This window comes from Micromonospora auratinigra (assembly GCF_900089595.1).
GTDB classification, from domain to species: Bacteria; Actinomycetota; Actinomycetes; order Mycobacteriales; family Micromonosporaceae; genus Micromonospora; species Micromonospora auratinigra.
This window is the reverse complement of record NZ_LT594323.1, coordinates 4609979-4633577: the sequence shown is the minus strand read 5'-3', so window position 1 is coordinate 4633577 and position 23599 is coordinate 4609979. Positions and strand designations below refer to the sequence as shown.

Below are 23599 nucleotides of genomic sequence, written 5' to 3'. Positions count from 1 at the left end.
CGACGTGACCGCGCAGCTCAATCCGCGCGGTGACGTCGCGGTCCTTGTTCCTGCGGCCGGTGCCGGGGTACGCCTCGGCCCGGGCGCGCCCAAGGCGCTCCGCCCCCTGGCCGGCGAGCCGCTGCTGGTGCACGCGGTACGCCGGATCGCCGCGGCCCCCTCGGTGCGGGTGATCGTGGTGGCCGCCCCGGCAGCCGACGTCGGGTCGGTCCGGGAGCTGCTCGCCCCGGTGGCCCCGGTGACCGTGGTGCCCGGGGGCGCCGAACGGCAGGCCTCGGTGGCCGCCGCGCTGGCCGCCGTACCGCCCGGGCCGGAGATCGTCCTGGTGCACGACGCCGCCCGCGCCCTCACCCCGCCCACCCTGGTCGAGTCGGTGGCGGCAGCGGTCCGCTCCGGCCACGACGCGGTGATCCCGGTGCTGCCGGTGGTCGACACGATCAAGGAGGTCGACGCCGGCGAGCGCGTCCTCGGCACGGTCGACCGGTCCGCCCTCCGGGCGGTGCAGACCCCGCAGGGCTTCCGCCGCCCGGTGCTGGCCGCCGCGCACGCCTCGGCCGGTGACCCGCTCACCGATGACGCCGGGCTGGTCGAGAAGCAGGGGGTGCCGGTGTTCTGCGTACCCGGCTCGGAGCACGCCCTGAAGATCACCCGTCCGTTCGACCTGGCTCTCGCCGAGCACCTGCTGGCGACCGGGGCCTGACGCGTACCCTCGGTTCATGATCGTTCCTCGGGTGGCCATCGGCACCGACGTGCACGCCTTCGAGGCCGGCCGGCCCTGCTGGGTGGCGGGCCTGCTCTGGCCGGGGCAGGACGGCCTGGCCGGGCACTCCGATGCCGACGTGGCGGCGCACGCCGCCTGCAACGCCCTGCTCTCCGCCGCCGGCCTGGGTGACCTGGGCGCCAACTTCGGCGTGGACCAGCCGGAGTGGGCCGGTGCCTCGGGAGTGGCGCTGCTCGGCGAGAGCGCCCGGCGCGTCCGGGCGGCCGGGTTCGAGATCGGTAACGTGTCGGTGCAGGTGATCGGCAACCGGCCCAAGATCGGCCCGCGCCGGGAGGAGGCCCAGCAGGTGCTCTCCGCCGCCGTGGGCGCGCCGGTCACGGTCTCCGCCGCCACCACCGACGGCCTCGGCTTCCCCGGACGCGGCGAGGGGCTCACCGGTATCGCGGTCGCCCTGGTCTACCCGACGCCGCCGGCCTGATCCACCCGTCCGCCTTCCGGCCGGCGGCGCGGCAGCGGCGGGGCGGATAGGCTCGCCGGGATGTCGAGTGTTCCCACCCCCGACCGGTCCGCCGCCGACGGCTACATCCAGCGCGCCCGGCTCCTGGCCGAGCTGGGCCGCTACGACGAGGCCGTCGAGGAACTCGCCCCGTTGATCACGAGCGAACCGGGGCACGCCGAGGCGCTGGCCGTGCTGGCCCGGACGCAGCTCGCCGCGGATCGGGCCGAGCCGGCGCTCAGCGCCGCCGAGGCGGCCGTGGCCGCCGCCCCGGACGCGGTCCCGCCCCGGGTGGCCCGGGGCTTCGCCCTGCTGGACCTGGGGCGGTGGAGCGCCGCCGCCGGCGCCGCCGACGAGATCGTGGCGCTCGGCCCGGCCGACCCGTACGCCCAGCGCAGCGCCGCCGCGATCCGCTCCGGTTCGCGCAACGGCCAGGAGGCGCTGAACGCCGCCTGGCGGGGGGTGGAGTTGGCCCCGGAGGAGCCGGAGGCGCACCTGGTGCTCGCCCTGGTCGCCGCTCGGCTGCGGCTGTTCGACCTGGCCGAGCGGGCCTACCGGGAGGCGCTGCGGCTCGACCCGGAGGTGGCCGAGGCCCGGCACGACGTGGGGGTGATCCGGCTGGAGCGGCGGCGCTACGCGGCGGCGCTGGAGGAGGTGTCCGAGCTGGCGGCCCCGGAGCCGCCGCGCGGCGACGCCGGGGACCTGTCGCCCGCGGCGGCCGGCCTGCCGTGGGTGGACGCCGACCGGGCCGCCTCGGACGGACCGCGCCGGCTGCTCCTCCAGGTCGCCGGCGGGTTCCTGGTCGGCGCGGTGCTGGTCGCGTTCCTGGCCCCGTCCGCGCCGGGCCTCTCCCGGGTCGTCGCCGGGCTGGCCGCGCTCGGCGGGGCGCTGGTGGCGTGGCGGCGGTGGAGCCGGCTGCCGGATTCGGCCGCGCTGCTCCGCGCCGACCGGGGTCCGGCCCTGGCCGGGTACGCGGTGGTCGCCGCCCCGGCGCTGCTGCTGCTCTACGCGCTGGTGGGTGGGGTGTGGCCGGTGGTGGGCGCGGTCACGGCCGCGCTGGTCGCCGCGTTCGCGGTGCTCCGGCGCTGACCGCGCCGGGCCGTATTCCCGCCCGACGCCGTGAGTATGGCTACGTGCTGGTGGGGGTGGTACGGGGGTAGGAACCGGGGGAGCGAAAGCTTTTTCCGGCCGGTGTGCCTCGCCCGCCCGACGGCGACCCCGGCCGCTGACCAGACGAACCTGCAAGGAAGCGGAGAATCGTGCTCACCGTCAAGGCCTACGCGGCGACGTCCGCGACCGAACCTCTCGTCCCGACCACCGTCGAGCGGCGTGACCTCGGACCGCACGACGTGCTCATCGACATCAAGTTCGCCGGCATCTGCCACTCCGACATCCACACCGCGCGCAGCGAGTGGGGCCCGACCACCTACCCGATCGTGGTCGGTCACGAGATCGCCGGCGTGGTGCGGGAGGTCGGCCCGGCGGTGACGAAGTTCGCCGTCGGCGACCGGGTGGGCGTTGGCTGCATGGTCGACTCCTGCCGGGAGTGCGACAACTGCCGCAAGGGTCTGGAGCAGTACTGCCTCAAGGGCAACATCGGCACGTACGGCGCGGTCGGCCGGGACGGCGAGCCGACCCAGGGCGGCTACGCGCAGGCCATCGTGGTGACCGAGGACTTCGTGCTGCGGATCCCGGACGGCATCGAGCTGGACGCCGCCGCGCCGCTGCTCTGCGCCGGCATCACCACCTACTCGCCGCTGCGGCACTGGAACGCCGGTCCGGGCAGCCGGGTGGCCGTGATCGGCATGGGCGGCCTCGGCCACATGGCGGTCAAGCTGGCGCACGCGATGGGCGCCGAGGTGACCGTGCTGTCCCAGTCGCTGAAGAAGCAGGAGGACGGCCTGCGCCTCGGCGCGGACCACTACTTCGCCACCTCGGACGAGGAGACGTTCAGCAAGCTGGCCGGCTCGTTCGACCTGATCATCAACACGGTCAGCGCGAAGATCGACCTGGACGCGTACCTGCGGCTGCTGGCCGTGGACGGGACGCTGGTCAACGTGGGCGCTCCGGAGGACCCGCTGTCGGTGCACGCGTTCTCGCTGATCCCGGCCCGCCGGTCGTTCGCCGGGTCGATGATCGGCGGCATCGCCGAGACCCAGGAGATGCTCGACTTCTGCGCCGAGCACGGCCTGGGCGCCGAGATCGAGGTCATCCCGGCCGACAAGATCAACGAGGCGTACGAGCGGGTGCTCGCCTCGGACGTGCGCTACCGCTTCGTCATCGACACCTCGACGCTCTGACGAACCGCGATAGGGGCCGCGTCCACGCCGGACGCGGCCCCTTCGCGTCAGCCCTTGCGGGCCCAGGTCCAGGCGTACCCGTCGTCCTCGCAGGCGGTCGCGGCGTCGCAGAGGTCGAGCGGGCGGAAGGTGTCCACCATGACCGCCAGCTCGTCGAAGAAGTCCGCTCCGATCGAGCGCTCCGCCGCGCCCGGCTGCGGGCCGTGGGTGAAGCCGGACGGGTGCAGCGAGATCGAGCCCTGCTCGATGCCGGAGCCGCGCCGGGCCTCGTAGTTGCCGCCGGTGTAGAAGAGCATCTCGTCGGAGTCGACGTTGTGGTGGTTGTACGGCACCGGGATGGCGTCCGGGTGGTAGTCGACCTTGCGCGGCACGAACGAGCAGATCACGAAGTTCGGGCCCTGGAAGGTCTGGTGCACCGGCGGCGGCTGGTGCACCCGACCGGTGATCGGCTCGAAGTCGTGGATCGAGAACGCCCACGGGTAGAGGTGCCCGTCCCAGCCGACCACGTCGAACGGGTGCCGGGCGTACGTGTACCTCGTCCAGCCGCGCCGGTGCTTCACCAGCACCTCGACGTCCTCGCCGTCGACCTGGAACGGGGTGTCCGGTCCCCGGACGTCGCGCTCGCAGTACGGCGAGTGCTCCAGGAACTGGCCGCGTACCGAGAGGTAGCGCTTGGGCGGGCCGACGTGCCCGGCGGCCTCGACCGCGAGCAGCCGGACCGGCTCGTCACCGGTCGGCACCAGCCGGTGGATGGTCGAGGTGGGGATGACGACGTAGTCGCCGGCCACCGCGTCCAGCACGCCGAACGGGGACTCGACGCGCAGCGAGCCCGACTCCAGGTAGAGGCAGTGGTCGCCGGTGGCGTCGCGGAACAGCGGGGACGGCCGGTCGGCCAGCACGTACGCGATCCGCACGTCGTCGTTGGCCAGCAGGTACTGCCGGCCGAGGATCGGGTCGGCGCCGGCCCCGTCGAGCTTGTGGGTGCGCAGGTGGCGCGGCTTCAACGGCAGGTTCGGCACCCGGGTGTACGCGGGCGGGGTGAACTCCTCGGCGGCCACGATCGCGGTCGGCGCGTAGCGGTGGTAGAGCAGGGACGAGTCGGAGGAGAAGCCCTCCTGGCCGACCAGCTCCTCCGCGTACAGGCTGCCGTCGGGCTGGCGGAACTGGGTGTGGCGCTTGCGGGGCACCTCGCCGACCCTGCGGTAGTACGGCATCTCGCCTCCCGATTCGTCCCGTTCTCCGGCCAGTGGCGTCCGGTAATCGGACGCTGTTGTCCGTTCCTTGTAGCGTCCCGTAGATTCTTGTCTCGTGTCAACGCAGGTGCCCCGACTCTTCGCCGGCCTCGTCGACGACGCCGCCGTCTTTCCGCCCGGCAGTGCGGCGCTGTCGGACGCGGTGATCGCGCACCGCCGGCACCGCACCGCCTGGTACGCCGACCTCGTCGGCCCGCTGCTGCTGCCCGCCTCGGCGGTCGCCGCCGGTGAGCTCAGCGGCCTGGTCGACCCGGCCGAGGGCTTCGCCGTCGGGCTGATCGGCGACACCGGCACCGGGCGGCTGCCGTTCGCGCTCTCCTTCCTCGCCCCCGACGGGGTGACCGCCCGGCTGGTCGAGGCGCCCGTGGCCCGGCGCGGCGAGGACCCCGGTCCCGGCCTGGCCGAGCTGGTCGAGCTGACCGAACGGCTCGGCGGCGTCGGAGTCCACGCGGAGATCCCGCTGACCTTCGGGCTGATGGGCGCGCTCGACGCGCTCGCCGACGCGCGCGCCGCCGGGCTGCCGGTCGCCGCCAAGTTCCGCACCGGCGGGCTGGCCGCCGAGCTCTTCCCGACGCCGGCCGAGCTGGCCGCGGTGATCTGCGCCTGCCGGGACCGGCAACTGCCGTTCAAGCTGACCGCCGGCCTGCACCAGGCGATCCGCCACCGCGACCCGGAGACCGGCTTCACCCACCACGGCTTCGTCAACGTCCTCGCCGCCACCCTGGCCGCCGCGGAGGGCGCCGAGGTGCCGGCCGTGGCCGAGCTGCTGTCCGCCACCGACCCGGTGCCCTTGGTCGAGCGGGCCCACGCGCACCGCGACGCCGAACGCCCGCTCTGGATCGGGTACGGCTCGTGCAGCATCTCCGAACCATTGACCGATCTGATCCGGCTGGGGCTGGTGAACGGGGGCTTCGAAACATGACCTGGATTGCTGGTGTGGACGGTTCGCCGTACGGGGTGACCAACCTGCCGTACGGGGTGTTCCGGCGCGGCGGGCAGGAGCCGCGCGTCGGCGTACGCATCGGGGACTTCGTGCTGGACCTGGCCGGCGCGGAGCAGGCCGGGCTGGTGCTGGCCGCCGGCGCGCTGGGCCGCCCCACCCTGAACGACTTCATGGCGTTGGGCCGTCCGCAGTGGACCGCCGTCCGGCAACGGATCACCGAGCTGCTCACCGACGCCACGCACCGGGCGGCGGTCGAGCCGCTGCTGGTGCCGCTGCGCGAGGTGGAACTCCAGCTCCCCTTCGAGGTGGCCGACTACGTCGACTTCTACTCGTCGCAGCACCACGCGGCCAACGTCGGGCAGATCTTCCGCCCCGGCCAGCCGCCCCTGCTGCCCAACTGGAAGCACGTGCCGATCGGCTACCACGGTCGGGCCGGCACGGTGGTCGTCTCCGGCACCCCGGTGGTCCGCCCGTCCGGGCAGCGGGCCACCCCGCAGGGCCCGACCACCGGTCCCTGCGTACGCCTCGACATCGAGGCCGAGGTCGGCTTCGTGGTCGGGGTGCCGAGCCGGCTCGGCGACCGGGTCCCGGTGACCGACTTCGCCGACCACGTCTTCGGCGTGGTGCTGGTCAACGACTGGTCGGCCCGGGACATCCAGGCCTGGGAGTACCAACCGCTCGGCCCCTTCCTCGGCAAGTCCTTCGCCACCTCGGTCTCGGCCTGGGTGACCCCGCTGGACGCCCTGGCCGACGCCTTCGTGCCCGCCCCGGACCAGGACCCGCCGGTGCAGGGCTACCTGCACGACGTCCCGCACCTGGGGCTGGACCTCAGCCTGGCGGTCCAGTGGAACGGCGAGCGGGTCGCCGAGCCGCCCTTCGCCACCATGTACTGGACCCCGGCCCAGCAGCTCGCCCACCTCACGGTCAACGGCGCGTCGCTGCGGACCGGTGACCTCTACGCCTCCGGCACGGTCTCCGGGCCGGAGCGCGACCAGGTGGGCTCGTTCCTGGAGCTGACCTGGGGCGGGACCGAGCCGGTCAAGTTCGCCGACGGGACCGCCCGGACCTTCCTGGAGGACGGCGACACCGTCACGGTCACCGCCACCGCGCCCGGCCCCGACGGCACCACCATCGCCCTCGGCGAGGTCACCGGGACGGTCCTGCCGGCCCGCTGAGTCGTCCTTCCGTCCTTCCGTTCCCGGTCGCACAGCGGGTGCGACCGGGACCGCGGCCTGCCCCGTTGATCGTCGCGGATTCCGCACGTCCCGGTCCCCGTGCCGGTCGGGGCGTGCCCGAGCGGAAGGACCTCAGATGACCGATCTGACCGGTGCCGTCTGGCGCACCAGCAGCCGTTCCAACGACCAGGGGCTCTGCGTGGAGGTGGCCACCAACGTGGTCACCGCGCACGGCGTGGTCGGGCTACGCGACTCGAAGGACCCGTGCGGGCCGGCGCTCGCGGTGAGCCCGCCGGGCTGGACGGCGTTCCTCACCGCGATCCGGGCGGACGCCTTCCACCGCTGACCAGCGCGGTCCGGCACCCGGTGCCCCGCCCGGGGCACCGGTGGCGGAAATGTCACCGCAAGGACCCCCGTACGCCGTTCACGCCCCGTACCGTGGACCTCACGGGAGGTGCCATGTCGACGGTGACAGTTTCCGCATTCATCGAGGCGCGTGACGTCGACCTGTGGCGCCTGCTCACCGATCTTCCCGCGCGCGCCGACTGGCTCACCGCCGTCGACGCGGTGGACGTGCTCACCGCCGGTCCGTTCGGCCCCGGCACCGCCTGGTGCGAGCGGCGGGCCCGGCCGGACGGCGGCACCGAGCCGGAGGAGTTCGTGGTGGTGGAGGCGGCCGCCCCGACCCGACTGGTGCTCAGCTCCCGGGGCGCGGGCGTCGACTACCGGATCACCTGGCGGCTGCGCACCGTCGAGCGCCGCCGGCGCGGCTGCACCGAGGTCGTCGTCGAGCAGCAGGCCGAGCCGACCGCGCCGTACGGTCGGATGCTGGCCCTGATCCTGGGCGGGCTCGCGGCCCGGGCGGTCGAGGGGGCGCTCCGGCGCGACCTGGCGGACCTGGCCGTGGCGGTCGCGCCCGCCCGCTCCGCCGAGGCGGCCTGAGCCATCTCGCCCAGGCGGTTCCCGGCCGGCGCGTCCGGTGCCGTGCGCCGATCCGGCCCCACCGGTGGGTAGGGTGCCGGGCGGAGGTGCGGCATGAGTTTGCCCGTGGGGCGGCGGCGGATCGTGGTGGCGCTCGCGGCGGTGCTCGCCGTCGGGGCGGCGGCCGCCGTGGTCCACCGGGTGCTCGCGCCCGCCGAGGTCAGCACGCCCGCTCGGGCCGGGTACCCGGCGGCGCCGACCGCCGAGGTCGGCGTGATCGGCCGGCTGCCGGTGGCGCCGCTGGTCGTGGACGGCCGGCTCCGCGTCTACGCCGCCGCCCGCCAGGTGTACGCCGACCAGCCGGTCGACGGGAAGCACCGGGTCACCCCGTTCTGGTCGTACCGGCGCTGGCCGGCGAAGCTCGACGGGGTGCTCGCCGAGGGGACCACCGTGGTCAGCCGCTGGTCCGACGGGAAGCTGGTGGCGCTGGACGCGCGGACCGGCCGGGTGGCCTGGCGGGCCGACGGGCCGGAGCCGGGCGTCGTGCCGGAGCCCCGCCGCACCTACGCCTCGACGGTCTGGAACCCGGACGGGCTGCACGTCGCCCGCCCGTCGGACGGCGGACCCGTGCTGGTCGCCGCCGGCGCCGGCCAGCTACGCGGCTACGACCTCACCGACGGCCGGCAGCTCTGGCGGGTCGACCAGGAACGCGGCTGCATCGGGGCGGCCGGCACCACCGCCACCGGTGAGGTGATCGGCTTGGACGCCTGTGTGCGACAGGAGACGGTCGACTTCCGGGACGCCCGCACCGGGGCGGTACGCACCCGCTGGCAGCCGCCGGGCGGCTCGGACCGGCTGGTGGTGACCCCACTGGGCTGCCGTGCCGGCCGCTCCGGCTGCCGGGGGCTGCGGGTCTCGGCCCCGGACGGCAGCGGCGGCCGGGGCTGGCTGGTCGGTCCGGGGGAGCCGGTGGCCGCGCCCGCGCTCGACGGGGCGGACACCGAGCTGGACGGGGAACGGGCCGTGGGCACCTCGGCGGGGGTGGTCACCGCCCGGTCGGCGCGTACCGGCGAGGAGCTGTGGCGGCGCGCCGACCTCGGGCCGGTACGGATCATCGCGGCGGAGCCGGGACGGGTGCACCTGCTCACCGACCGGCGGGACCTGATCACCCTGGACCCGGCCACCGGGGCGCAACGGTCCCGGTTCACCCTCGACGTCGGCCGGGACGGCATCGGCTGGCAGCCCGGCCGGGCGTACGCGGCGGGCGGCTACCTGGCGGTGGAGCGGGCCCGCGAGCGGGCTGTGCCGACCGACGACGACCAGGCATGGTTCCTGATGGCCGAGCCGGTGCTGTTCGCCGCGACCTGAGCTGAGGAGTGCGTGGTGGAACACACGGGGGAACCGATGGAGCTGCGGGACCAGACCTGGGTGGTGACCGGCGCGGCGGGCACCATCGGCGCACGCCTGGTCGACGACCTGGCCGGTGCGGTCGGTCGGCTCGTCGCCACCGACATCCACCCACCCGCCGTGCCCGACGGGGTCGAGTCGGTGGTCGCCGACCTGCGCGACCAGGAGGCTGTGGCGGCGTTGCTCGCCGGGGCGTACGGGGTGGTGCACCTGGGCGGCATCGCCGACGAGGCCGACCTGCACGACCTGGCAGAGGTCAACGTGGTCGGCACCTACCACGTGCTGGAGGGAGCCCGGCGGGCCGGCGTCCGCCGCGTCGTGTACGCCAGCAGCAACCGGGCGACGGGCTGCTACCCGTGCGACGTGCCGGTGCACCCGTCGATGCCGCCGCGTCCGGACGGGGTCTACGGGGCGATGAAGGTGGCCGGCGAGGCCCTGTGCCAGCTGTACGCCGACAAGTTCGGCCTGTCCGCGGTGGCGGTGCGGATCGGCAGCTACGAGGAACGCCCGGCCGACCTGCGTCAGCTCAGCACCTGGCTCAGCCCGGCCGACTGCCTGCGGGCGTTCCGGGCTGCCATGTCGGCGCCGGCGGTCGGCTACGCGTGCTTCTACGCGGTCTCCGCCAACACCCGCGGCTGGTGGTCCCTGGAGCCGGGGACGGCGTTGGGGTTCGTGCCACAGGACGACGCCGAGCAGTTCGCGGCCACCGTACCGGACGCCGGGGAGACGATGCGCGGCCCGCAGGGCGGCGACTTCGCCACGCCGGAGTACACCCTGTCCCGGCAGCGGCACTGAGCGCCGAGGGGCCGGGCCCGGCAGGTGTCCGGACCCGACCCACGGTCGATCAGGCGAGCGCGGCCTCGGCGGCGGCCAGGAAGGCGTCGTTCTCCTCCGGGGTGCCGATGGTGACCCGGACGCCGTCGCCCGGGAACGGCCGCACGATCACGCCGCGCGCCTCGCACGCCTTGCCGAACTCGACGGCCCGGTCACCCAGCGGCAGCCAGACGAAGTTGGCCTGGCTGGACGGCACGTCCGGGACGAACTTGCGCAGCGCCTCGGTGACCCGGTCCCGCTCGGCGACGACCAGCGCGCACCGCCGCTCCACCTCGTCGGCCTGGGCCAGCGCGGCCAGCGCGCCGGCCTGGGCGGCCATGCTGGTGGAGAAGGGCGTGACCACCTTGCGGACGGCCGCGGCCACCGCCGGGGCGGCGACCAGGAAGCCGATCCGCAGGCCGGCCAGCCCCCACGCCTTGGAGAGGGTGCGCAGCACGACCACGTTCGGCCGGTCCAGGTAGGTCAGGCCGTCCGGCACCTCGGAGTCGGTGACGAACTCCCGGTACGCCTCGTCGATCACCACCAGCACGTCGTCCGGCACCGCGTCGAGGAAGCGGTCCAGCTCGGCCTTGCGGACCGCCGTACCGGTCGGGTTGTTCGGGTTGCAGACCAGGATCATCCGGGTCCGGTCGGTCACCGCCGCCGCCATCGCGGCCAGGTCGTGGCCGTGCCCGGCGTCGTTCGGCACCCGCACGCTGGTCGCGCCGCTGGTCGCCGCGATGATCGGGTACGCCTCGAAGGAGCGCCACGAGTAGAGCAGCTCGTCACCGGGGAGGCAGGTGGCCCGGACCAGGTGCTCGGCCAGCGCCACCGACCCGCAGCCGGTGGCGATCCGGTCGGCGTCCACGCCGTACCGCTCGGCGAGGGCCTCGCGGAGCGCGACCACGCCCATGTCCGGGTAGCGGTGCGAGCCGGCGACCGCCTCGGCGACCGCCTCCACCACGCCGGGCAGCGGGCCGTAGGGCACCTCGTTGCTGGCCAGCTTGATCGCCTCGGGCAGGCCCAGCTCACGGGCCAGGTCGGCGGGGCTGCGGCCGGGCACGTAGTTGGGCAGCGCGTCCAGGTCGGCGCGGGTGAGCCGCAGCGGCGGCTGGTGACGTCCGGTCTCGGTCATGGGGTGTCTCCCGGGGGGTCGGCGCGGTCGTGCGGGGTGTCGCGGGGTTCGGGGCGGGCGCGGGGCAGTTGGACCACGACGGTCTGGGCCCGCTTGTCGTGCAGCGCCTGGCGCAGCGGCTGGTCGAACAGCGGCGAGACCGCGTCCACCAACTGGAGCAGCAGACCCAGGCCGCAGCAGTACCAGAGCAGGGTGGGCAGGCCGAGGGTGCTCCACCGGCGGGTGGCCCGGCCGAAGCCGAGCGGCTGGTCGGCCTCGACCGGCAGCGCCCGGATGCCGAGCAGCCGCTTGCCGAAGGTCTGCCCGCGGGCGGCCATCGACGGCACCTCGTACGCGAACCAGAGCGCGGTGGCGATCAGCAGGATGGCGATCTGGAGCCCGCCGGCCTGCTCACCGGGCTGGGGGAGGCCCTCGGTGGAGCTGTTGCCCTCCAGTGCCCGGCGGAACGACTCCCGCAGGTACGGCGACACCTCCTCCACGTACCGCCAGACGAACCAGCCGTTCACCACGACGTTGAGCAGGAACACCGCGCCGAAGTCGATCAGGCGGGCGACCAGCCGGGCGCCGTACGAGGCGAGCGGCAGCCCGTGCGGGCGGGGCAGCGGCGGCCGGCCCGGCCAGTTCGGCGGGTACGACCAGCCCGGCGGCGGCCCGGCACCCGGCCCAGGCCCCGGCACGCCGTTCGGCGGCGCGGGGTAGGGCTGCCCCGGGTAGGGCCGTCCCGGGTACGGCTGGCCGGGGTACGGCTGGCCCGGGTGAGCTGCGGGACCCGGCTGACCCGGGTGGGTGACCGGACCCGCTCCCGTGTCGGGACCCGGCCGGTGACCGGGGACGGGGGCACCGAGGCCGGGACCGGCGCCGGGGCCGGGGTGGCCGCCGGTGGCCGGCCCGCTCGCGGGGGCCGGCGCGGCGACGGGCTCGGGCGGGGGCGGGCCCTCGGGTGGGGTGGCGTCGGCCGGGATCGGCGCGCCGAGCCAGCCCTCGCCGTCCCAGTACCGTCTGGTGTCCGGGTCGGCGGGGTCGAGGTACCAGCCGGGCTGCACGCTCACGGTGCCATCACGCTCACGGCGTCGTCCCTGTTCCCGACTGCGGGGCTCGCAGGCCCGGCTCACTCCTCGCGCTCACGGCGTCGTCCCTGTTCCCGGCTGCGGGGCTCGCAGGCCCGGCTCACTCCTCGCGCTCACGGCGTCGTCCCTGTTCCCGGCTGCGGGGCTCGCAGGCCCGGCTCACTCCTCGCGCTCACTGGTCAACCTTAACGACGACCGTGCCGGCGGCCTTGTCGTGCAGGCACTGCTGCCAGGGCTTGTCCCAGAGCTGCCAGAACCCGTCGACGTAGCTGAGGAATGGCACGAACGAGCCGGCGACCCACTCGACCAGGTAGCGCTTGCCCAGCGCGCCCCGGGTCAGGGTCGCGCCCGGGTCGAGCGGGACGATCCGCAGCTTCATCGCCTTCTTGCCCAGGGTCTGCCCGGTCCGGCGGGCGTACTCGACGTGGTAGAGCCAGTAGAAGCCGAGCAGGACCAGGAGGAGGCCGAATTCGGCGAGGAGGAGCGGCAGGAAGAGGTCGGTCATGAAGGTCGACGGGTCGGGTTCGGCCACCGTCCCGTCCGCCTCGAGCGTCGACATCTGGTCGAACATCCGGATGAAGAGCCAGATCATGACGGGTGCGAAGAGCACCAGCGCCACCGCGGTCGCGATCAGGCTGTCGATCAGCCAGGCCACCAGCCGCTCACCGAAGCCGGCGAGGGGCTGCCCGTTCGGCGCCAGCGCCGGCGGGACGTACCCCGGATGCGGGGCGGGCGCCGGGTAGCCGGGCGGCCCGGCGTACGGCTGCGGGGTGTGCTGGGACGGGAGCGGCGGGCGCAGCGGCGCGGGGCCGGTGGGCGGTGCGAAGCCGCCGCCCTCCGGCTGGGGACCGGTGGGCGGCGGGTACGCGTTCGGGGGAGGCTGGGTCACGCTCGACAGTGTTACAGGTTCCCGCGCTTCTCCTGCTCCCGCTCGATCGCCTCGAAGAGGGCCTTGAAGTTGCCCTTGCCGAAGCCGAGCGAGCCGTGCCGCTCGATCAGCTCGAAGAAGACGGTCGGGCGGTCCTGCACCGGCTTGGTGAAGATCTGGAGCAGGTAGCCGTCCTCGTCCCGGTCGACCAGGATCTTGCGGGCCTTCAGCTCCTCGATCGGCACCCGCACCTCGCCGATCCGGGCGCGCAGCTCGGGGTCGTCGTAGTACGAGTCCGGCGTGTCCAGGAACTCGACGCCGGCGGCGCGCATGGCGTCGACGCTGGTCAGGATGTCGTTGGTGGCCACCGCGATGTGCTGCGCGCCGGCGCCCCGGTAGAACTCCAGGTACTCGTCGATCTGCGACTTCTTGCGGGCGATGGCCGGCTCGTTGAGCGGGAACTTCACCTTGCGGGTGCCGTTCGCGACCACCTTGCTCATCAGCGCCGAGTAGTCGGTGGCGATGTCGTCGCCGACGAACTCGGCCATGTTGGAGAAGCCCATGACCCGCTTGTAGAACTCGACCCACTCGTCCATCCGGCCCAGCTCCACGTTGCCGACCACGTGGTCGACGGCCTGGAAGAAGCGCTTCGGCTGGAGGCCGGCGTCGATCATCGGCTGCCGGTCCACGATCGGGCCGCGGGCCACGAAGCCGGGCAGGAACGGGCCGGTGTAGCGGGACCGGTCGACCAGGCTGTGCCGGGTGTCGCCGTACGCGGCGATGGACGCGATCCGGACGGTGCCGTGCTCGTCGCTGACGTCGTGCGGCTCGACCAGGCCGGTCGCGCCCTGCGCGGTGGCGTGCGCGTACGCGGCGTCCACGTCCGGCACCTCCAGCGCGATGTCGGAGATGCCGTCGCTGTGCTTCGCCACGTGCTCGGCGCCCTCGGCGTCGGGGCGGACCGTGCCGGTGATCAGGAACCGGGCGGAGCCGCTGGTCAGCACGTACTGCGCGTGGTCCCGGTAGCCCTGCTCCGGACCCCGGTACGCCACGCAGGTCATGCCGTACGCGGTGGAGTAGTAGTGCGCCGCCTGCTTGGCGTTGCCCACCAGGAAGTGCAGGTGGTCGAGGCCCCGGACCGGGAACGGGTCGCGGGTGATGTCGTGGTCGACGGCGCCGACCAGGGCATCGACGTCGACCTCCTCGGTCGACTGGGGTCGGTCGATCGCCTGGGTCATGGTGGCCTCCCTTGCGTACCGGCCGGCCTCGTGGGCCGCCGTCGGTGTGCTGATGTGGCGAGGATCGCGGCATCGCCGCCCGTTGGGCAACAGTTGCCAGAAATGCTGGTCAGGTTGCGCATTCGGTAGGGTGATACCCCATGAGTGCTGGTCAGGATGTACAGCTCGACGAGCTGGATGCACGACTGCTCACGTTGCTCGGCGAGGAGCCGCGGATCGGGGTGCTGGAGTGTTCCCGGCGGCTCGGGGTGGCCCGGGGCACCGTCCAGGCCCGGCTCGACAAGCTCATCGACCGCGGGGTCATCGCCGGCTTCGGCCCGGACGTCTCGCCGGCCGCGATCGGCTTCGGGGTGACCAGCTTCGTCACCCTGGAGATCAGCCAGCGGCACGGCCACGACCCGGTGACCGCGCACCTGGCCGCCATCCCCGAGGTGCTGGAGGCGCACACCATCACCGGCTCCAGCGACCTGCTCTGCCGCATCGTGGCGCGGTCGAACGCCGACCTCCAGCGGGTCATCGACCAGATCGTCAGCTCCGAGGGGATCCGCCGCGCCTCGACGATCATCGCCCTGGCCGAGCAGATCCCCTACCGCACCCTGCCGCTGATCCGCTCCGCCGCCCAGGGGTGAGGACGGGCGCTCCGTACCGGAAGGGGCCCTCCTAACACGTCGGGGCCGCAAGAAAGCGTCGCGACACGACGGCGTGCGGGGTCGACGCAGCGGCGATCGTCGCTACCGTGTGCGGTGTGAAGGGCCTTGGCGTGCGCGGCTGGTTGCTGCTCGGGCTCATCACCGTGGTCGTGTTGGCCGCCACCGGGGTGTGGAACCCGTTCCCGACCATGTGGGACTGGGTGGACCGGAGCGAGCCGATCTCCGAGCCGGACGTGGTCTGGCAGCAGCGGGTCGGCGGCACGCCGAAGAGCGTCACCATCGCCGGCGACACGGTGATCGTCGAGCAACGTACCCGGGTCGAGGCGCGCGCCCTGGCCACCGGCACCCAGCTCTGGGAGCGCAAGGCGGACTGGGCGGCGGTCGCCGGTGGGGACCGGGACCCGGTCGTCGCCGTGGGCAAGCTCCTGGTCAAGGGGTACGAGGTGCTCGACCCGACCACCGGCGCGGTGCGGCGCCGCGACAACCGGGCGGTGGCCGTCTGGACCTACCGGAACCTGCTGCTCGACGCGTACTGCGTGCAGGCCACCGACTGCACGCTGAGCGCCTGGGAACCGCGCGGCACCCGGCCGCTCTGGACCGCCTTCCTGCCCGGTGTGCACAGCGGGGTGCTCGCCGACAATCCCGAGCTGCTCGGCACCCGTCGGCTGGGTGCCCCGCGCATCGACGCCGGGCTCGCCGGGCCGGAGGCCGTCCCGCCGTTGCTCGGCTTCCCGGTGGACGGCCGGGTGCACGTGGTGGACACCGCCACCGGGCGGGTGCTGCAGAACATCCAGCCCGGCCGGGAGGAACGGCTGGCGGTGATCGGCGGCCGGCTGCTGCGGATCCGGGCGACCTCCCGCGACGGCAGCTGCTACTTCCAGGTCACCGCGATCGACCCGGCCACCGGCCAGCAGGTGTGGCAGCGCACCGGGCTCAACCTGCGGACCGCCGACGCCGCCGGCTGCGTGCAGCGGGAGGACCCGCAGGGTGCCCGCAACGTGCTCATCGGGGTCGCCGCGGACGGCCGCGAGGCGGTGGTCGACGGGTACGACGGCCGGCTGCTCCAGGTCGGCGCGGACGGCGAGAAGCTGCTCGCCGTCGACGACCGGTACGCCCTGGTGCGCAGCGCCGACAAGCGGAACATCGTCGGCCGGGAACTCGCCGTGGACCGGACCCGCTGGACCCGTCCCGCGGGCGGCAGGAGCGGCGCCGCGCTCACCCCGTACGCGGCGGTGATCGCCGAGGAGAAGCCGTCCCGGCTGATCGCGGTCGACCCGCGCGGCGGGCGGGAGCTGGCGGTGCTGCGCACCTCGGCGAACGCCCTCGCGGTCGGCCCGCACGGGATGATCATCGGGGAGGGGCGGGAGATCGGGTACGTCCGGTGGGGCGCCGGGACCTCCGTGCCGCCCCCGCCCGACGAGGGCGGGATCCCCGGCCCGAACCCGGACGGCAGCTACCGTCCCCCGTCCGACCAGGGCAGCTGCGGGCCGAAGAAGGAGCTCTGCTACTCGGAGAAGGGCGGCGGGTGAGAGCGGCGTCCCAGGACGGCCCCGGCGGGTGTCACCGATCGACACCTCTGCCCTAGGCTTTTCGGTCATGAGCAGTGCCGCCGCGTTCTCGTACGCCCCCTTGCTGCCGACCGGTCCCGACCAGACCGAGTACCGCCTGGTCACCGACGAGGGCGTCGATGTCGTCGACGGCCCGGGTGGCCGTCGCTTCCTCACCGTGGACCCCGCCGCGCTGACCGCGCTGACCGCCGAGGCGATGCACGACATCGCCCACTTCCTGCGTCCGGCGCACCTGGCCCAGCTCCGGTCGATCATCGACGATCCGGCGGCCTCGCCGAACGACCGCTTCGTCGCCCTGGACCTGCTGCGCAACGCGAACATCGCGGCCGGTGGGGTGCTGCCGATGTGCCAGGACACCGGCACCGCGATCGTGATGGGCAAGCGCGGCCGGCACGTGCTCACCGACGGCACCGACGCGGAGGCGATCTCGCGGGGCGTGTACCAGGCGTACACCCGGCTCAACCTGCGCTACTCGCAGCTCGCCCCGCTGACCATGTGGGACGAGCGCAACACCGGCAGCAACCTCCCCGCCCAGGTGGAGCTCTACGCCGAGGACCCGGACGGGCACCCCGACGCGTACAAGTTCCTGTTCATGGCCAAGGGGGGTGGCTCGGCCAACAAGTCCTACCTCTACCAGGAGACCAAGGCGCTGTTGAATCCGACGCGGATGATGCAGTTCCTGGAGGAGAAGCTGCGGCTGATCGGCACCTCGGCCTGCCCGCCGTACCACCTCGCCATCGTCATCGGCGGCACCTCCGCCGAGTACGCGCTCAAGACCGCGAAGTACGCCTCCGCGAAGTACCTCGACGCGCTGCCCACCGAGGGCTCGATGAGCGCGCACGGCTTCCGTGACCTGGAGCTGGAGGCCCAGGTGCTGGAGCTGACCCGCAACTTCGGCATCGGCGCGCAGTTCGGCGGCCGCTACTTCTGCCACGACGTGCGGGTGGTCCGGCTGCCCCGGCACGGCGCGTCCTGCCCGGTCGCCATCGCGGTCTCCTGCTCCGCCGACCGACAGGCGGTCGCCAAGATCACCCCGTCGGGCGTGTGGCTGGAGCGCCTGGAGACCGACCCGGCGCGCTACCTGCCCGACGTCACCGACGAGACGCTGGAGACCGAGGAGGTCGTCCGGGTCGACCTGAACCGGCCGATGGCCGAGATCCGCGCCGAGCTGGCGAAGTACCCGGTGAAGACCCGGCTGTCGCTGACCGGCCCGCTGGTGGTCGCCCGGGACATCGCGCACGCCAAGATCGCCGAGCGGCTGGACGCGGGCGAGCCGATGCCGCAGTACCTGCGCGACCACGCCGTCTACTACGCCGGGCCGGCCAAGACCCCCGAGGGCTACGCCTCCGGCTCGTTCGGCCCGACCACCGCCGGCCGGATGGACGCGTACGTGGAGAAGTTCCAGGCGGCCGGCGGCTCGCTGGTGATGCTGGCCAAGGGGAACCGCTCCGGCCAGGTCACCCGCTCCTGCCAGCAGCACGGGGGCTTCTACCTCGGCTCGATCGGCGGCCCCGCCGCCCGGCTCGCCCAGGACTGCATCAAGCACGTCGAGGTCCTCGAATACCCCGAGCTGGGCATGGAGGCGGTCTGGAAGATCGAGGTGGAGGACTTCCCGGCCTTCATCGTGGTCGACGACAAGGGCAACGACTTCTTCGCCGAGGTCACCAAGCCGGTGCTCACCGTCGGCCGCCGCTGACGGTTCCCGTACCAGCGAAAGGGCGTCGGGCCGCGGCCCGGCGCCCTTCGTGTCGTGCTCGACATCGGTGCGCCCGACCGGGGAACCTCCCCCCGGCGGGCGCACCGCCCCCGTCGGATGTCGTCACCGACAACCAGGGACGACTATCGGGGTTGCCGCTGTCGATCCGCTATCACATCGCTATCGCCTCGTCGGGGCGATCCGTGACCGGAGCGATACGCTGCTGGAAGTTCCACAGGCGGCGTGCGGGGGCGCAGAATGCGATTCGGGATCCTGGGACCCCTGCGGGTCGGCGGTGGCGAGGCCACCGTCACCGCAGGTCGGGACAGGACCGTCCTCGCCGTGCTGCTGCTGCGGGCCGGCCGGGTCGTCCCGGTCGAGGAGCTGATCGACGCCGTCTGGGAGGAGCGTCCACCGGCCACCGCCCGCACCCAGCTCCAGATCTGTGTGTCGCGACTGCGACAGCGGCTCGCCGTGCTCGGGCTGCCGCCCGGGATCATCGTCCGGGATCCGGTCGGCTATGGCATCCGCGTCGAGCCGGACGACCTGGACGCCGAGGTCTTCGCCCGGGAGGTCGAGGCCGCCCGCGCCGAGGTCGCCGCCGGCCGCCACCCCGAGGCGCGCCGGCGCTACCGCAGCGCGCTGGCGCTCTGGCGGGGCCCGGCGTTGAGCGGGATGACCAGCCGCAGCGTACGGCGCCGGGCGCAGGCCCTCGACGAGCAGCGGCTCACCGCCCTGGAGGAGTGCGTCGACGTCGAACTGCGACTGCACCGGGCGGCCGACCTGATCGGCGAGCTGACCGAGAGCGTGGAACGGAACCCGCTGCGGGAGCGGCTGCGTGGCCAGCTCATGCTCGCCCTCTCCGGCGTCGGCCGGCAGGCGGACGCGCTCGCCGTCTACCGGGAGGGTCGCCGCCTCTACGCCGAGGAGCTCGGCATCGAGCCCGGCGCGGCCCTCCAGGAGCTGCACCAGCGGGTGCTCGCCGGGGACCTGGCCGTGGGCGGCGCGGAGAGCCGGCCGATGGCACCCGTCCGCGCGCTGCCCCGCGCCATCGCGGACTTCACCGGACGCCAGCAGACCGTGGCCCGGCTGGTGAAGGAGGTCGAGGAGGACGGGGCCCGGATCCAGCTCATCGACGGCATGGCGGGCAGCGGCAAGACCACCCTGGCGGTGCACCTGGCCACCGCCCTCGGGGACCGTTACCCGGACGCGCACCTCTTCGTGGACCTGCACGGGCACAGCGACCGGCAGCCGGTCAGCCCGGCGGCCGCCCTGGCCGGGCTGCTCCACCAGCTCGGCGTGCCCGGTGACCGGATCCCCGCCGACGTCGACGGGCGGGCGGCCCTGTGGCGCAGCGAGCTGTCCGGGCGGCAGGCGGTGGTGGTCCTCGACAACGCTTCCAGCGCCGCGCAGGTCGCGCCCCTGCTGCCCAACGGCCGGCACTGCCTCACGCTGATCACCAGCCGGGGCCGGCTCACCGGCCTCGACGGCGGCCGGCCCTCCTCGTTGTCGGTGCTCGCCCCGGAAGAGGCGGTCGAGCTGCTGGCCCGGGTGGTGGGCGCCGACCGGGTGGCCGGCGAGCCGGATGCCGCGGCCGAGGTGGCCCGTCGCTGCGGGTACCTGCCCCTGGCGATCCGGCTGGCCGGGGCGCGGCTCGCCCACCGGCCCCGGTGGCGGGTCCAGGACCTCGCCGACCGGCTCGCCGCCGCCCGGGACACGTTGACCGAGCTGTCGGTGGGGGAGCGCTCCGTCGGGCAGGCCTTCACCCTCTCGTACGCCCAGCTCGAACCGGCGGCGCAGCGGATGTTCCGGCTGCTCGGGCTGCACCCGGGCGGCTCCTTCGACAACCGGGTCGCGGCGGCCCTCGCGGCGCTGCCGCTGCCGGAGGCGCAGGATCTCGTGGACGTCCTCGTCGACGCGCACCTGGTGGACGAGCCGGACCCCGGCCGGTTCCGCTTCCACGACCTGATGCGGGAGTTCGCCCGGCAGCTGCTGCGGGCCACCGAGCCGGAGGCCGAGCGGTCCGCCGCCGTAGAACGCCTGCTCGACCAGCACCTGCACGTGGCCCACGCCATCTCGGCCGGGATGGAGCCGGCGGCCAGCCGGGCGGCGCTGGTGCTGCCGGAGCCGCCCCGACCGGACCTGGTCGCGGCCACCGTCACCGAGGGTGTGCGCTGGTTCGACGACAACCGGTCCGCGTTGCCGGCCCTGGTCCGGCTGGCCGCCGACGAGAACCTGCTGCGGCACTGCTGGCAGCTGGCGCGGGTGAGCTGGTACCACCTCTTCACCCAGGGGCACCTGGACGAACTGATCGACACCCACACCGTGGCGTTGGGCGCGGCGGAACGGCTCGCCGACCCGGACGCGATCGCCACCGTGCGCAACTACCTCTCCTCGGCGTACTTCCGGCTGGGCCGGTACGCGCAGGCGATCGAGCTGATGGAGGTGGCGCTCCGGCTGCGACAGCGCCTCGGCGACCGGGCCGGCGAGTCGACCGTACGACGGAACCTGGCCATCGCGTACGGGGCGAACTGGCAGTTCACGCCGGCGATGGCACACGTGCGGGCGGCGCTGGAGATGGCCCGTCGGGACGACCGGCCGGCGGCGATCAGCGCGCTGCTCAACAACGAGGCCCTGCTGCTGCTCGGCGCCGGCCGGTACGAGGAGGCCAGGGCGGTCTCCCGTCGTCAGCTGGCGCTGGCCCGTGAGGTGGGTGACTGGCCGAGCCTGTGGCACGCGGTGGGCCACCTGGGCGCGGTCCGGGCCCGGCTCGGCGACCTGCCCGGCGCGCAGCGCTTCCTCCGGCTGGCCCTGCACTTCAAGCGGCGGCAGGGCAACCGGTTCGGCGAGGGTGAGGTGCTCAACGAGCTGGGCGTCATCGAGCGCCTGTCGGGCCGGCCGGAGGCGGCCGCGGCGCTGCACCGGGAGGCGCTGGCGGCGGTGAACCAGTCGGGGGACCGGATCGCCGCCTGCGGGTCCCGCAATCTGCTGGCCCGGGCGATGCTGGCCCAGGGGGACGTGGCCAGCGCGCTCGACCTGCACCAGCGGGTGCTCGCGGACGCCACCCGGCTCGGTGCCCGCTTCGAGCAGGCCCGGGCGCTGGAGGGCATGGCCCGTTGCCTGCGGGACAGCGACCGCGGTCAGGCCCGCACCTACGCGGGCCGGGCGCTGGCCCTGTTCCGTCAGGTCCAGTCACCGGACCAGCGGGCGGTCGAGGAACTGCTCGCCGCCCTGGGCTGAGCGATCATCTCCGCGCCGGCCTCGGGCGCGGCAGGATGGTACGCGTGACGACTCCAGAGGCGACCGGTTACCGGATCGAACGCGACTCGATGGGCGAGGTGGAGGTGCCCGCCGAGGCGCTGTGGCGGGCGCAGACGCAGCGGGCGGTGCAGAACTTCCCCATCTCGGGTCGGGGCATCGAGCCGGCCCAGATCAAGGCCCTGGCGCAGATCAAGGGGGCGGCCGCGCAGGTCAACGGCGAGCTGGGGGTGATCGGGGCGGACGTGGCCGCGGCCATCGCCACCGCCGCCGCGCACGTGGCCGACGGCGGCTACGACGACCAGTTCCCGGTGGACGTCTTCCAGACCGGCTCCGGCACGTCGTCCAACATGAACACCAACGAGGTGATCGCCACCCTGGCCACCCGGGAGCTGGGCCGGGACGTGCACCCGAACGACGACGTCAACGCCTCGCAGTCCAGCAACGACGTCTTCCCGTCCTCGATCCACCTGGCCGCCACCCAGTTCGTGGCGGAGGACCTGATCCCCTCGCTGAAGCACCTGGCGGTGGCGTTGGAGGAGAAGGCCGAGGAGTTCGAGACGGTGGTGAAGGCGGGGCGTACCCACCTGATGGACGCCACCCCGGTCACCCTGGGTCAGGAGTTCGGCGGGTACGCCGCCCAGGTCCGTTACGGCGTGGAGCGGCTGGCGGCGGCGTTGCCCCGGCTGGCCGAGCTGCCGCTGGGCGGCACCGCGGTGGGCACCGGCATCAACACCCCGCTGGGCTTCGCGGAGAAGGTGATCGAGCGGCTGCGCGACTCGACCGGCCTGCCGCTGACCGAGGCGCGCAACCACTTCGAGGCGCAGGGCGCGCGGGACGCGCTGGTGGAGACCTCCGGCCAGCTCCGCACCATCGCGGTCGGGCTGTACAAGATGGCCAACGACATCCGGTGGATGGGCTCGGGCCCCCGGGCCGGCCTGCGGGAGCTGCGCATCCCCGACCTCCAGCCCGGCTCGTCGATCATGCCCGGCAAGGTGAACCCGGTGGTCGCCGAGGCGGTGCGGCAGGTCTGCGCGCAGGTGATCGGCAACGACGCGGCCGTCGCGTTCGCCGGTTCGCAGGGCGACTTCGAGCTGAACGTGATGCTGCCGGTGATGGGCCGCAACCTGCTGGAGTCGATCAAGCTGCTGGCCGCGTCGAGCCGGCTCTTCGCCGACCGCCTGGTGGCCGGCCTGGTCGCGGACGCCGAGGTCTGCCTGGGGTACGCCGAGGGGTCGCCGTCGATCGTCACCCCACTCAACCGCCACCTCGGGTACGACGAGGCCGCCTCGATCGCCAAGGAGGCGCTGGCCCGGCAGGTCTCCATCCGGGAGGTGGTGATCTCCCGGGGGCACGTCGACTCGGGCAAGCTCACCGAGACCCAGCTGGACGAGGCCCTGGACCTGCTCCGGATGACCCACCCCTGACCGGCCGGCGGGCTCCGTGCGGGCTTGACCGGGGCAGCCCGCCCGGCCGCGTCCGGAGTCAGCCGTGGGCGGCGGCCCGGCGGGCGCGGTAGGCGGTGACAGCGGCGCGGTTGCCGCAGCCGGCGTCGCAGAACCGGCGCGACCGGTTCCGCGAGAGGTCGACCAGCACGTTGTCGCAGTCCGGGTGGTCGCAGGTCCGCAGCCGGCTCAGCTCGTCCGCCCGGACCAGGTCGGCCATCGCCATGGCGGCCTCCACCGCCATCCGGGTCGCCAGCGGCGCGCCCCGGGGCACGGCGTGCAGGTGGTACGGCTCGGCGTCGTGCCGGATGAGCTGGGGCAGCGCGTGCGACTCGCGGAGCAGCGCGTTGATGATCTCCACCAGCTCGTCGATGCCGGCGTGCCAGAGCCGGCGGAGCCGGGGCCGCAGCGCGCGCACCTCGCGCAGTTCCGCCTCGGTGTGCTCGTGCCGTCCGGTCCAGCCGTGCGCGGTGAAGAACTCGTCGAGCGCGGCCACGTCGGGCAGCCCTTCCCGGCCGGGTGTGGCGGTGTTGACCAGCGCTGCGGCGGCGAGCAGACCGCACTCGGTGTCATGAGCGAAAAGCAACTTGACTCCTGTCAGGGTGTCGGCCTAGCGTCATGAGCATAACCGCCTTTGACTCATGA

At 74.0% G+C, this 23599-nt stretch carries 21 protein-coding genes; 15 read left to right on the top strand and 6 right to left on the bottom strand.

The annotated features are described in order from the left end of the window. Positions 1-4: 4 nt before the first annotated feature. The 4 genes from ispD to GA0070611_RS20755 all read left to right on the top strand — a co-directional run bounded on the left by ispD (position 5) and on the right by GA0070611_RS20755 (position 3517). Positions 5-700 (top strand): 2-C-methyl-D-erythritol 4-phosphate cytidylyltransferase, encoded by a 696-nt coding sequence (ispD, locus tag GA0070611_RS20770; protein ID WP_091666885.1) that lies wholly within the window; start codon positions 5-7, stop codon positions 698-700. A gap of 16 nt (positions 701-716) precedes the next feature. Next, complete coding sequence (gene ispF / locus GA0070611_RS20765; protein ID WP_091666883.1) at positions 717-1199, top strand: 2-C-methyl-D-erythritol 2,4-cyclodiphosphate synthase; 483 nt, start codon at positions 717-719, stop codon at positions 1197-1199. Between the two features lie 60 nt (positions 1200-1259). Beyond that, positions 1260-2306, top strand: coding sequence for a tetratricopeptide repeat protein (locus GA0070611_RS20760; protein WP_091666880.1), 1047 nt, complete (start codon positions 1260-1262; stop codon positions 2304-2306). Between the two features lie 170 nt (positions 2307-2476). After that, a complete protein-coding gene (locus GA0070611_RS20755) occupies positions 2477-3517 on the top strand; it encodes an NAD(P)-dependent alcohol dehydrogenase (protein ID WP_091666877.1) in 1041 nt (346 codons plus the stop codon). A 47-nt stretch (positions 3518-3564) separates the two neighbouring features. Here the strand turns inward: GA0070611_RS20755 and GA0070611_RS20750 are convergent, their stop codons facing one another. Next, positions 3565-4731: a homogentisate 1,2-dioxygenase gene (locus tag GA0070611_RS20750; protein WP_091666875.1), complete on the bottom strand. Its 1167-nt coding sequence runs from the start codon at positions 4729-4731 to the stop codon at positions 3565-3567. Between the two features lie 94 nt (positions 4732-4825). Here GA0070611_RS20750 and GA0070611_RS20745 point away from each other — a divergent pair, with 94 nt between their 5' ends. The 6 genes from GA0070611_RS20745 to GA0070611_RS20720 all read left to right on the top strand — a co-directional run bounded on the left by GA0070611_RS20745 (position 4826) and on the right by GA0070611_RS20720 (position 10011). Next, entirely contained in the window at positions 4826-5692 is an 867-nt protein-coding gene (locus GA0070611_RS20745) for a hypothetical protein (protein WP_091666873.1), read from the top strand. Continuing rightward, the gene (fahA, locus tag GA0070611_RS20740) at positions 5689-6888 is read left to right on the top strand and encodes a fumarylacetoacetase (protein ID WP_091666871.1); all 1200 of its coding nucleotides are present in this window, start codon (positions 5689-5691) and stop codon (positions 6886-6888) included. Before GA0070611_RS20745 ends, fahA begins: the two co-directional genes overlap by 4 nt. Positions 6889-7024: 136 nt before the next feature. After that, positions 7025-7234, top strand: coding sequence for a DUF397 domain-containing protein (locus GA0070611_RS20735; RefSeq protein ID WP_091666869.1), 210 nt, complete (start codon positions 7025-7027; stop codon positions 7232-7234). 113 nt (positions 7235-7347) lie between these two features. Continuing rightward, entirely contained in the window at positions 7348-7830 is a 483-nt protein-coding gene (locus GA0070611_RS20730) for an SRPBCC family protein (RefSeq protein WP_091666866.1), read from the top strand. Positions 7831-7923: 93 nt separating this feature from the next. After that, the gene (locus GA0070611_RS20725) at positions 7924-9177 is read left to right on the top strand and encodes an outer membrane protein assembly factor BamB family protein (RefSeq protein ID WP_091666863.1); all 1254 of its coding nucleotides are present in this window, start codon (positions 7924-7926) and stop codon (positions 9175-9177) included. Positions 9178-9192: 15 nt separating this feature from the next. Continuing rightward, positions 9193-10011, top strand: a complete 819-nt coding sequence (locus GA0070611_RS20720; RefSeq protein WP_197675761.1) for an NAD-dependent epimerase/dehydratase family protein — start codon at positions 9193-9195, stop codon at positions 10009-10011. 49 nt (positions 10012-10060) lie between these two features. Here GA0070611_RS20720 and hisC read toward each other — a convergent pair whose 3' ends face one another. The 4 genes from hisC to hppD form a co-directional block, all read right to left on the bottom strand. Then, the gene (gene hisC / locus GA0070611_RS20715; RefSeq protein ID WP_091666857.1) at positions 10061-11164 is read right to left on the bottom strand and encodes a histidinol-phosphate transaminase; all 1104 of its coding nucleotides are present in this window, start codon (positions 11162-11164) and stop codon (positions 10061-10063) included. Continuing rightward, the gene (locus GA0070611_RS20710; protein ID WP_091666855.1) at positions 11161-12213 is read right to left on the bottom strand and encodes an RDD family protein; all 1053 of its coding nucleotides are present in this window, start codon (positions 12211-12213) and stop codon (positions 11161-11163) included. Before GA0070611_RS20710 ends, hisC begins: the two co-directional genes overlap by 4 nt. A 190-nt stretch (positions 12214-12403) precedes the next feature. Then, the gene (locus GA0070611_RS20705) at positions 12404-13120 is read right to left on the bottom strand and encodes an RDD family protein (RefSeq protein ID WP_091666853.1); all 717 of its coding nucleotides are present in this window, start codon (positions 13118-13120) and stop codon (positions 12404-12406) included. 11 nt (positions 13121-13131) lie between these two features. Next, a complete protein-coding gene (gene hppD, locus GA0070611_RS20700; protein WP_091666851.1) occupies positions 13132-14337 on the bottom strand; it encodes a 4-hydroxyphenylpyruvate dioxygenase in 1206 nt (401 codons plus the stop codon). A gap of 140 nt (positions 14338-14477) precedes the next feature. Between hppD and GA0070611_RS20695 the strand changes: the two genes are divergently transcribed. From GA0070611_RS20695 to GA0070611_RS20675, 5 genes are all read left to right on the top strand, one after another. Further along, positions 14478-14966, top strand: coding sequence for an Lrp/AsnC family transcriptional regulator (locus tag GA0070611_RS20695; protein WP_091666849.1), 489 nt, complete (start codon positions 14478-14480; stop codon positions 14964-14966). 158 nt (positions 14967-15124) lie between these two features. After that, positions 15125-16516, top strand: a complete 1392-nt coding sequence (locus GA0070611_RS20690) for a PQQ-binding-like beta-propeller repeat protein (RefSeq protein WP_091673203.1) — start codon at positions 15125-15127, stop codon at positions 16514-16516. Between the two features lie 67 nt (positions 16517-16583). Further along, a complete protein-coding gene (locus GA0070611_RS20685; RefSeq protein ID WP_091666847.1) occupies positions 16584-18251 on the top strand; it encodes a fumarate hydratase in 1668 nt (555 codons plus the stop codon). A 258-nt stretch (positions 18252-18509) separates the two neighbouring features. Further along, positions 18510-21491, top strand: a complete 2982-nt coding sequence (locus GA0070611_RS20680; RefSeq protein ID WP_091666846.1) for an AfsR/SARP family transcriptional regulator — start codon at positions 18510-18512, stop codon at positions 21489-21491. Between the two features lie 35 nt (positions 21492-21526). Continuing rightward, positions 21527-22936: a class II fumarate hydratase gene (locus GA0070611_RS20675; RefSeq protein ID WP_197675759.1), complete on the top strand. Its 1410-nt coding sequence runs from the start codon at positions 21527-21529 to the stop codon at positions 22934-22936. Positions 22937-22994: 58 nt separating this feature from the next. On the opposite strand, the gene GA0070611_RS20670 is transcribed toward GA0070611_RS20675, so the two are convergent. Beyond that, a complete protein-coding gene (locus tag GA0070611_RS20670; protein WP_091666842.1) occupies positions 22995-23540 on the bottom strand; it encodes a CGNR zinc finger domain-containing protein in 546 nt (181 codons plus the stop codon). Positions 23541-23599 lie beyond the last annotated feature (59 nt).

Coding starts and splice junctions, on each gene's coding strand:
- ispF (WP_091666883.1), top strand. CDS start 717: ATGATCGTTCCTCGGGTGGCCATCGGCACCGACGTGCACGCCTTCGAG.
- GA0070611_RS20760 (WP_091666880.1), top strand. CDS start 1,260: ATGTCGAGTGTTCCCACCCCCGACCGGTCCGCCGCCGACGGCTACATC.
- GA0070611_RS20750 (WP_091666875.1), bottom strand. CDS start 4,731: ATGCCGTACTACCGCAGGGTCGGCGAGGTGCCCCGCAAGCGCCACACC.
- fahA (WP_091666871.1), top strand. CDS start 5,689: ATGACCTGGATTGCTGGTGTGGACGGTTCGCCGTACGGGGTGACCAAC.
- GA0070611_RS20735 (WP_091666869.1), top strand. CDS start 7,025: ATGACCGATCTGACCGGTGCCGTCTGGCGCACCAGCAGCCGTTCCAAC.
- GA0070611_RS20730 (WP_091666866.1), top strand. CDS start 7,348: ATGTCGACGGTGACAGTTTCCGCATTCATCGAGGCGCGTGACGTCGAC.
- GA0070611_RS20725 (WP_091666863.1), top strand. CDS start 7,924: ATGAGTTTGCCCGTGGGGCGGCGGCGGATCGTGGTGGCGCTCGCGGCG.
- hisC (WP_091666857.1), bottom strand. CDS start 11,164: ATGACCGAGACCGGACGTCACCAGCCGCCGCTGCGGCTCACCCGCGCC.
- hppD (WP_091666851.1), bottom strand. CDS start 14,337: ATGACCCAGGCGATCGACCGACCCCAGTCGACCGAGGAGGTCGACGTC.
- GA0070611_RS20695 (WP_091666849.1), top strand. CDS start 14,478: ATGAGTGCTGGTCAGGATGTACAGCTCGACGAGCTGGATGCACGACTG.
- GA0070611_RS20685 (WP_091666847.1), top strand. CDS start 16,584: ATGAGCAGTGCCGCCGCGTTCTCGTACGCCCCCTTGCTGCCGACCGGT.
- GA0070611_RS20680 (WP_091666846.1), top strand. CDS start 18,510: ATGCGATTCGGGATCCTGGGACCCCTGCGGGTCGGCGGTGGCGAGGCC.
- GA0070611_RS20675 (WP_197675759.1), top strand. CDS start 21,527: ATGGTACGCGTGACGACTCCAGAGGCGACCGGTTACCGGATCGAACGC.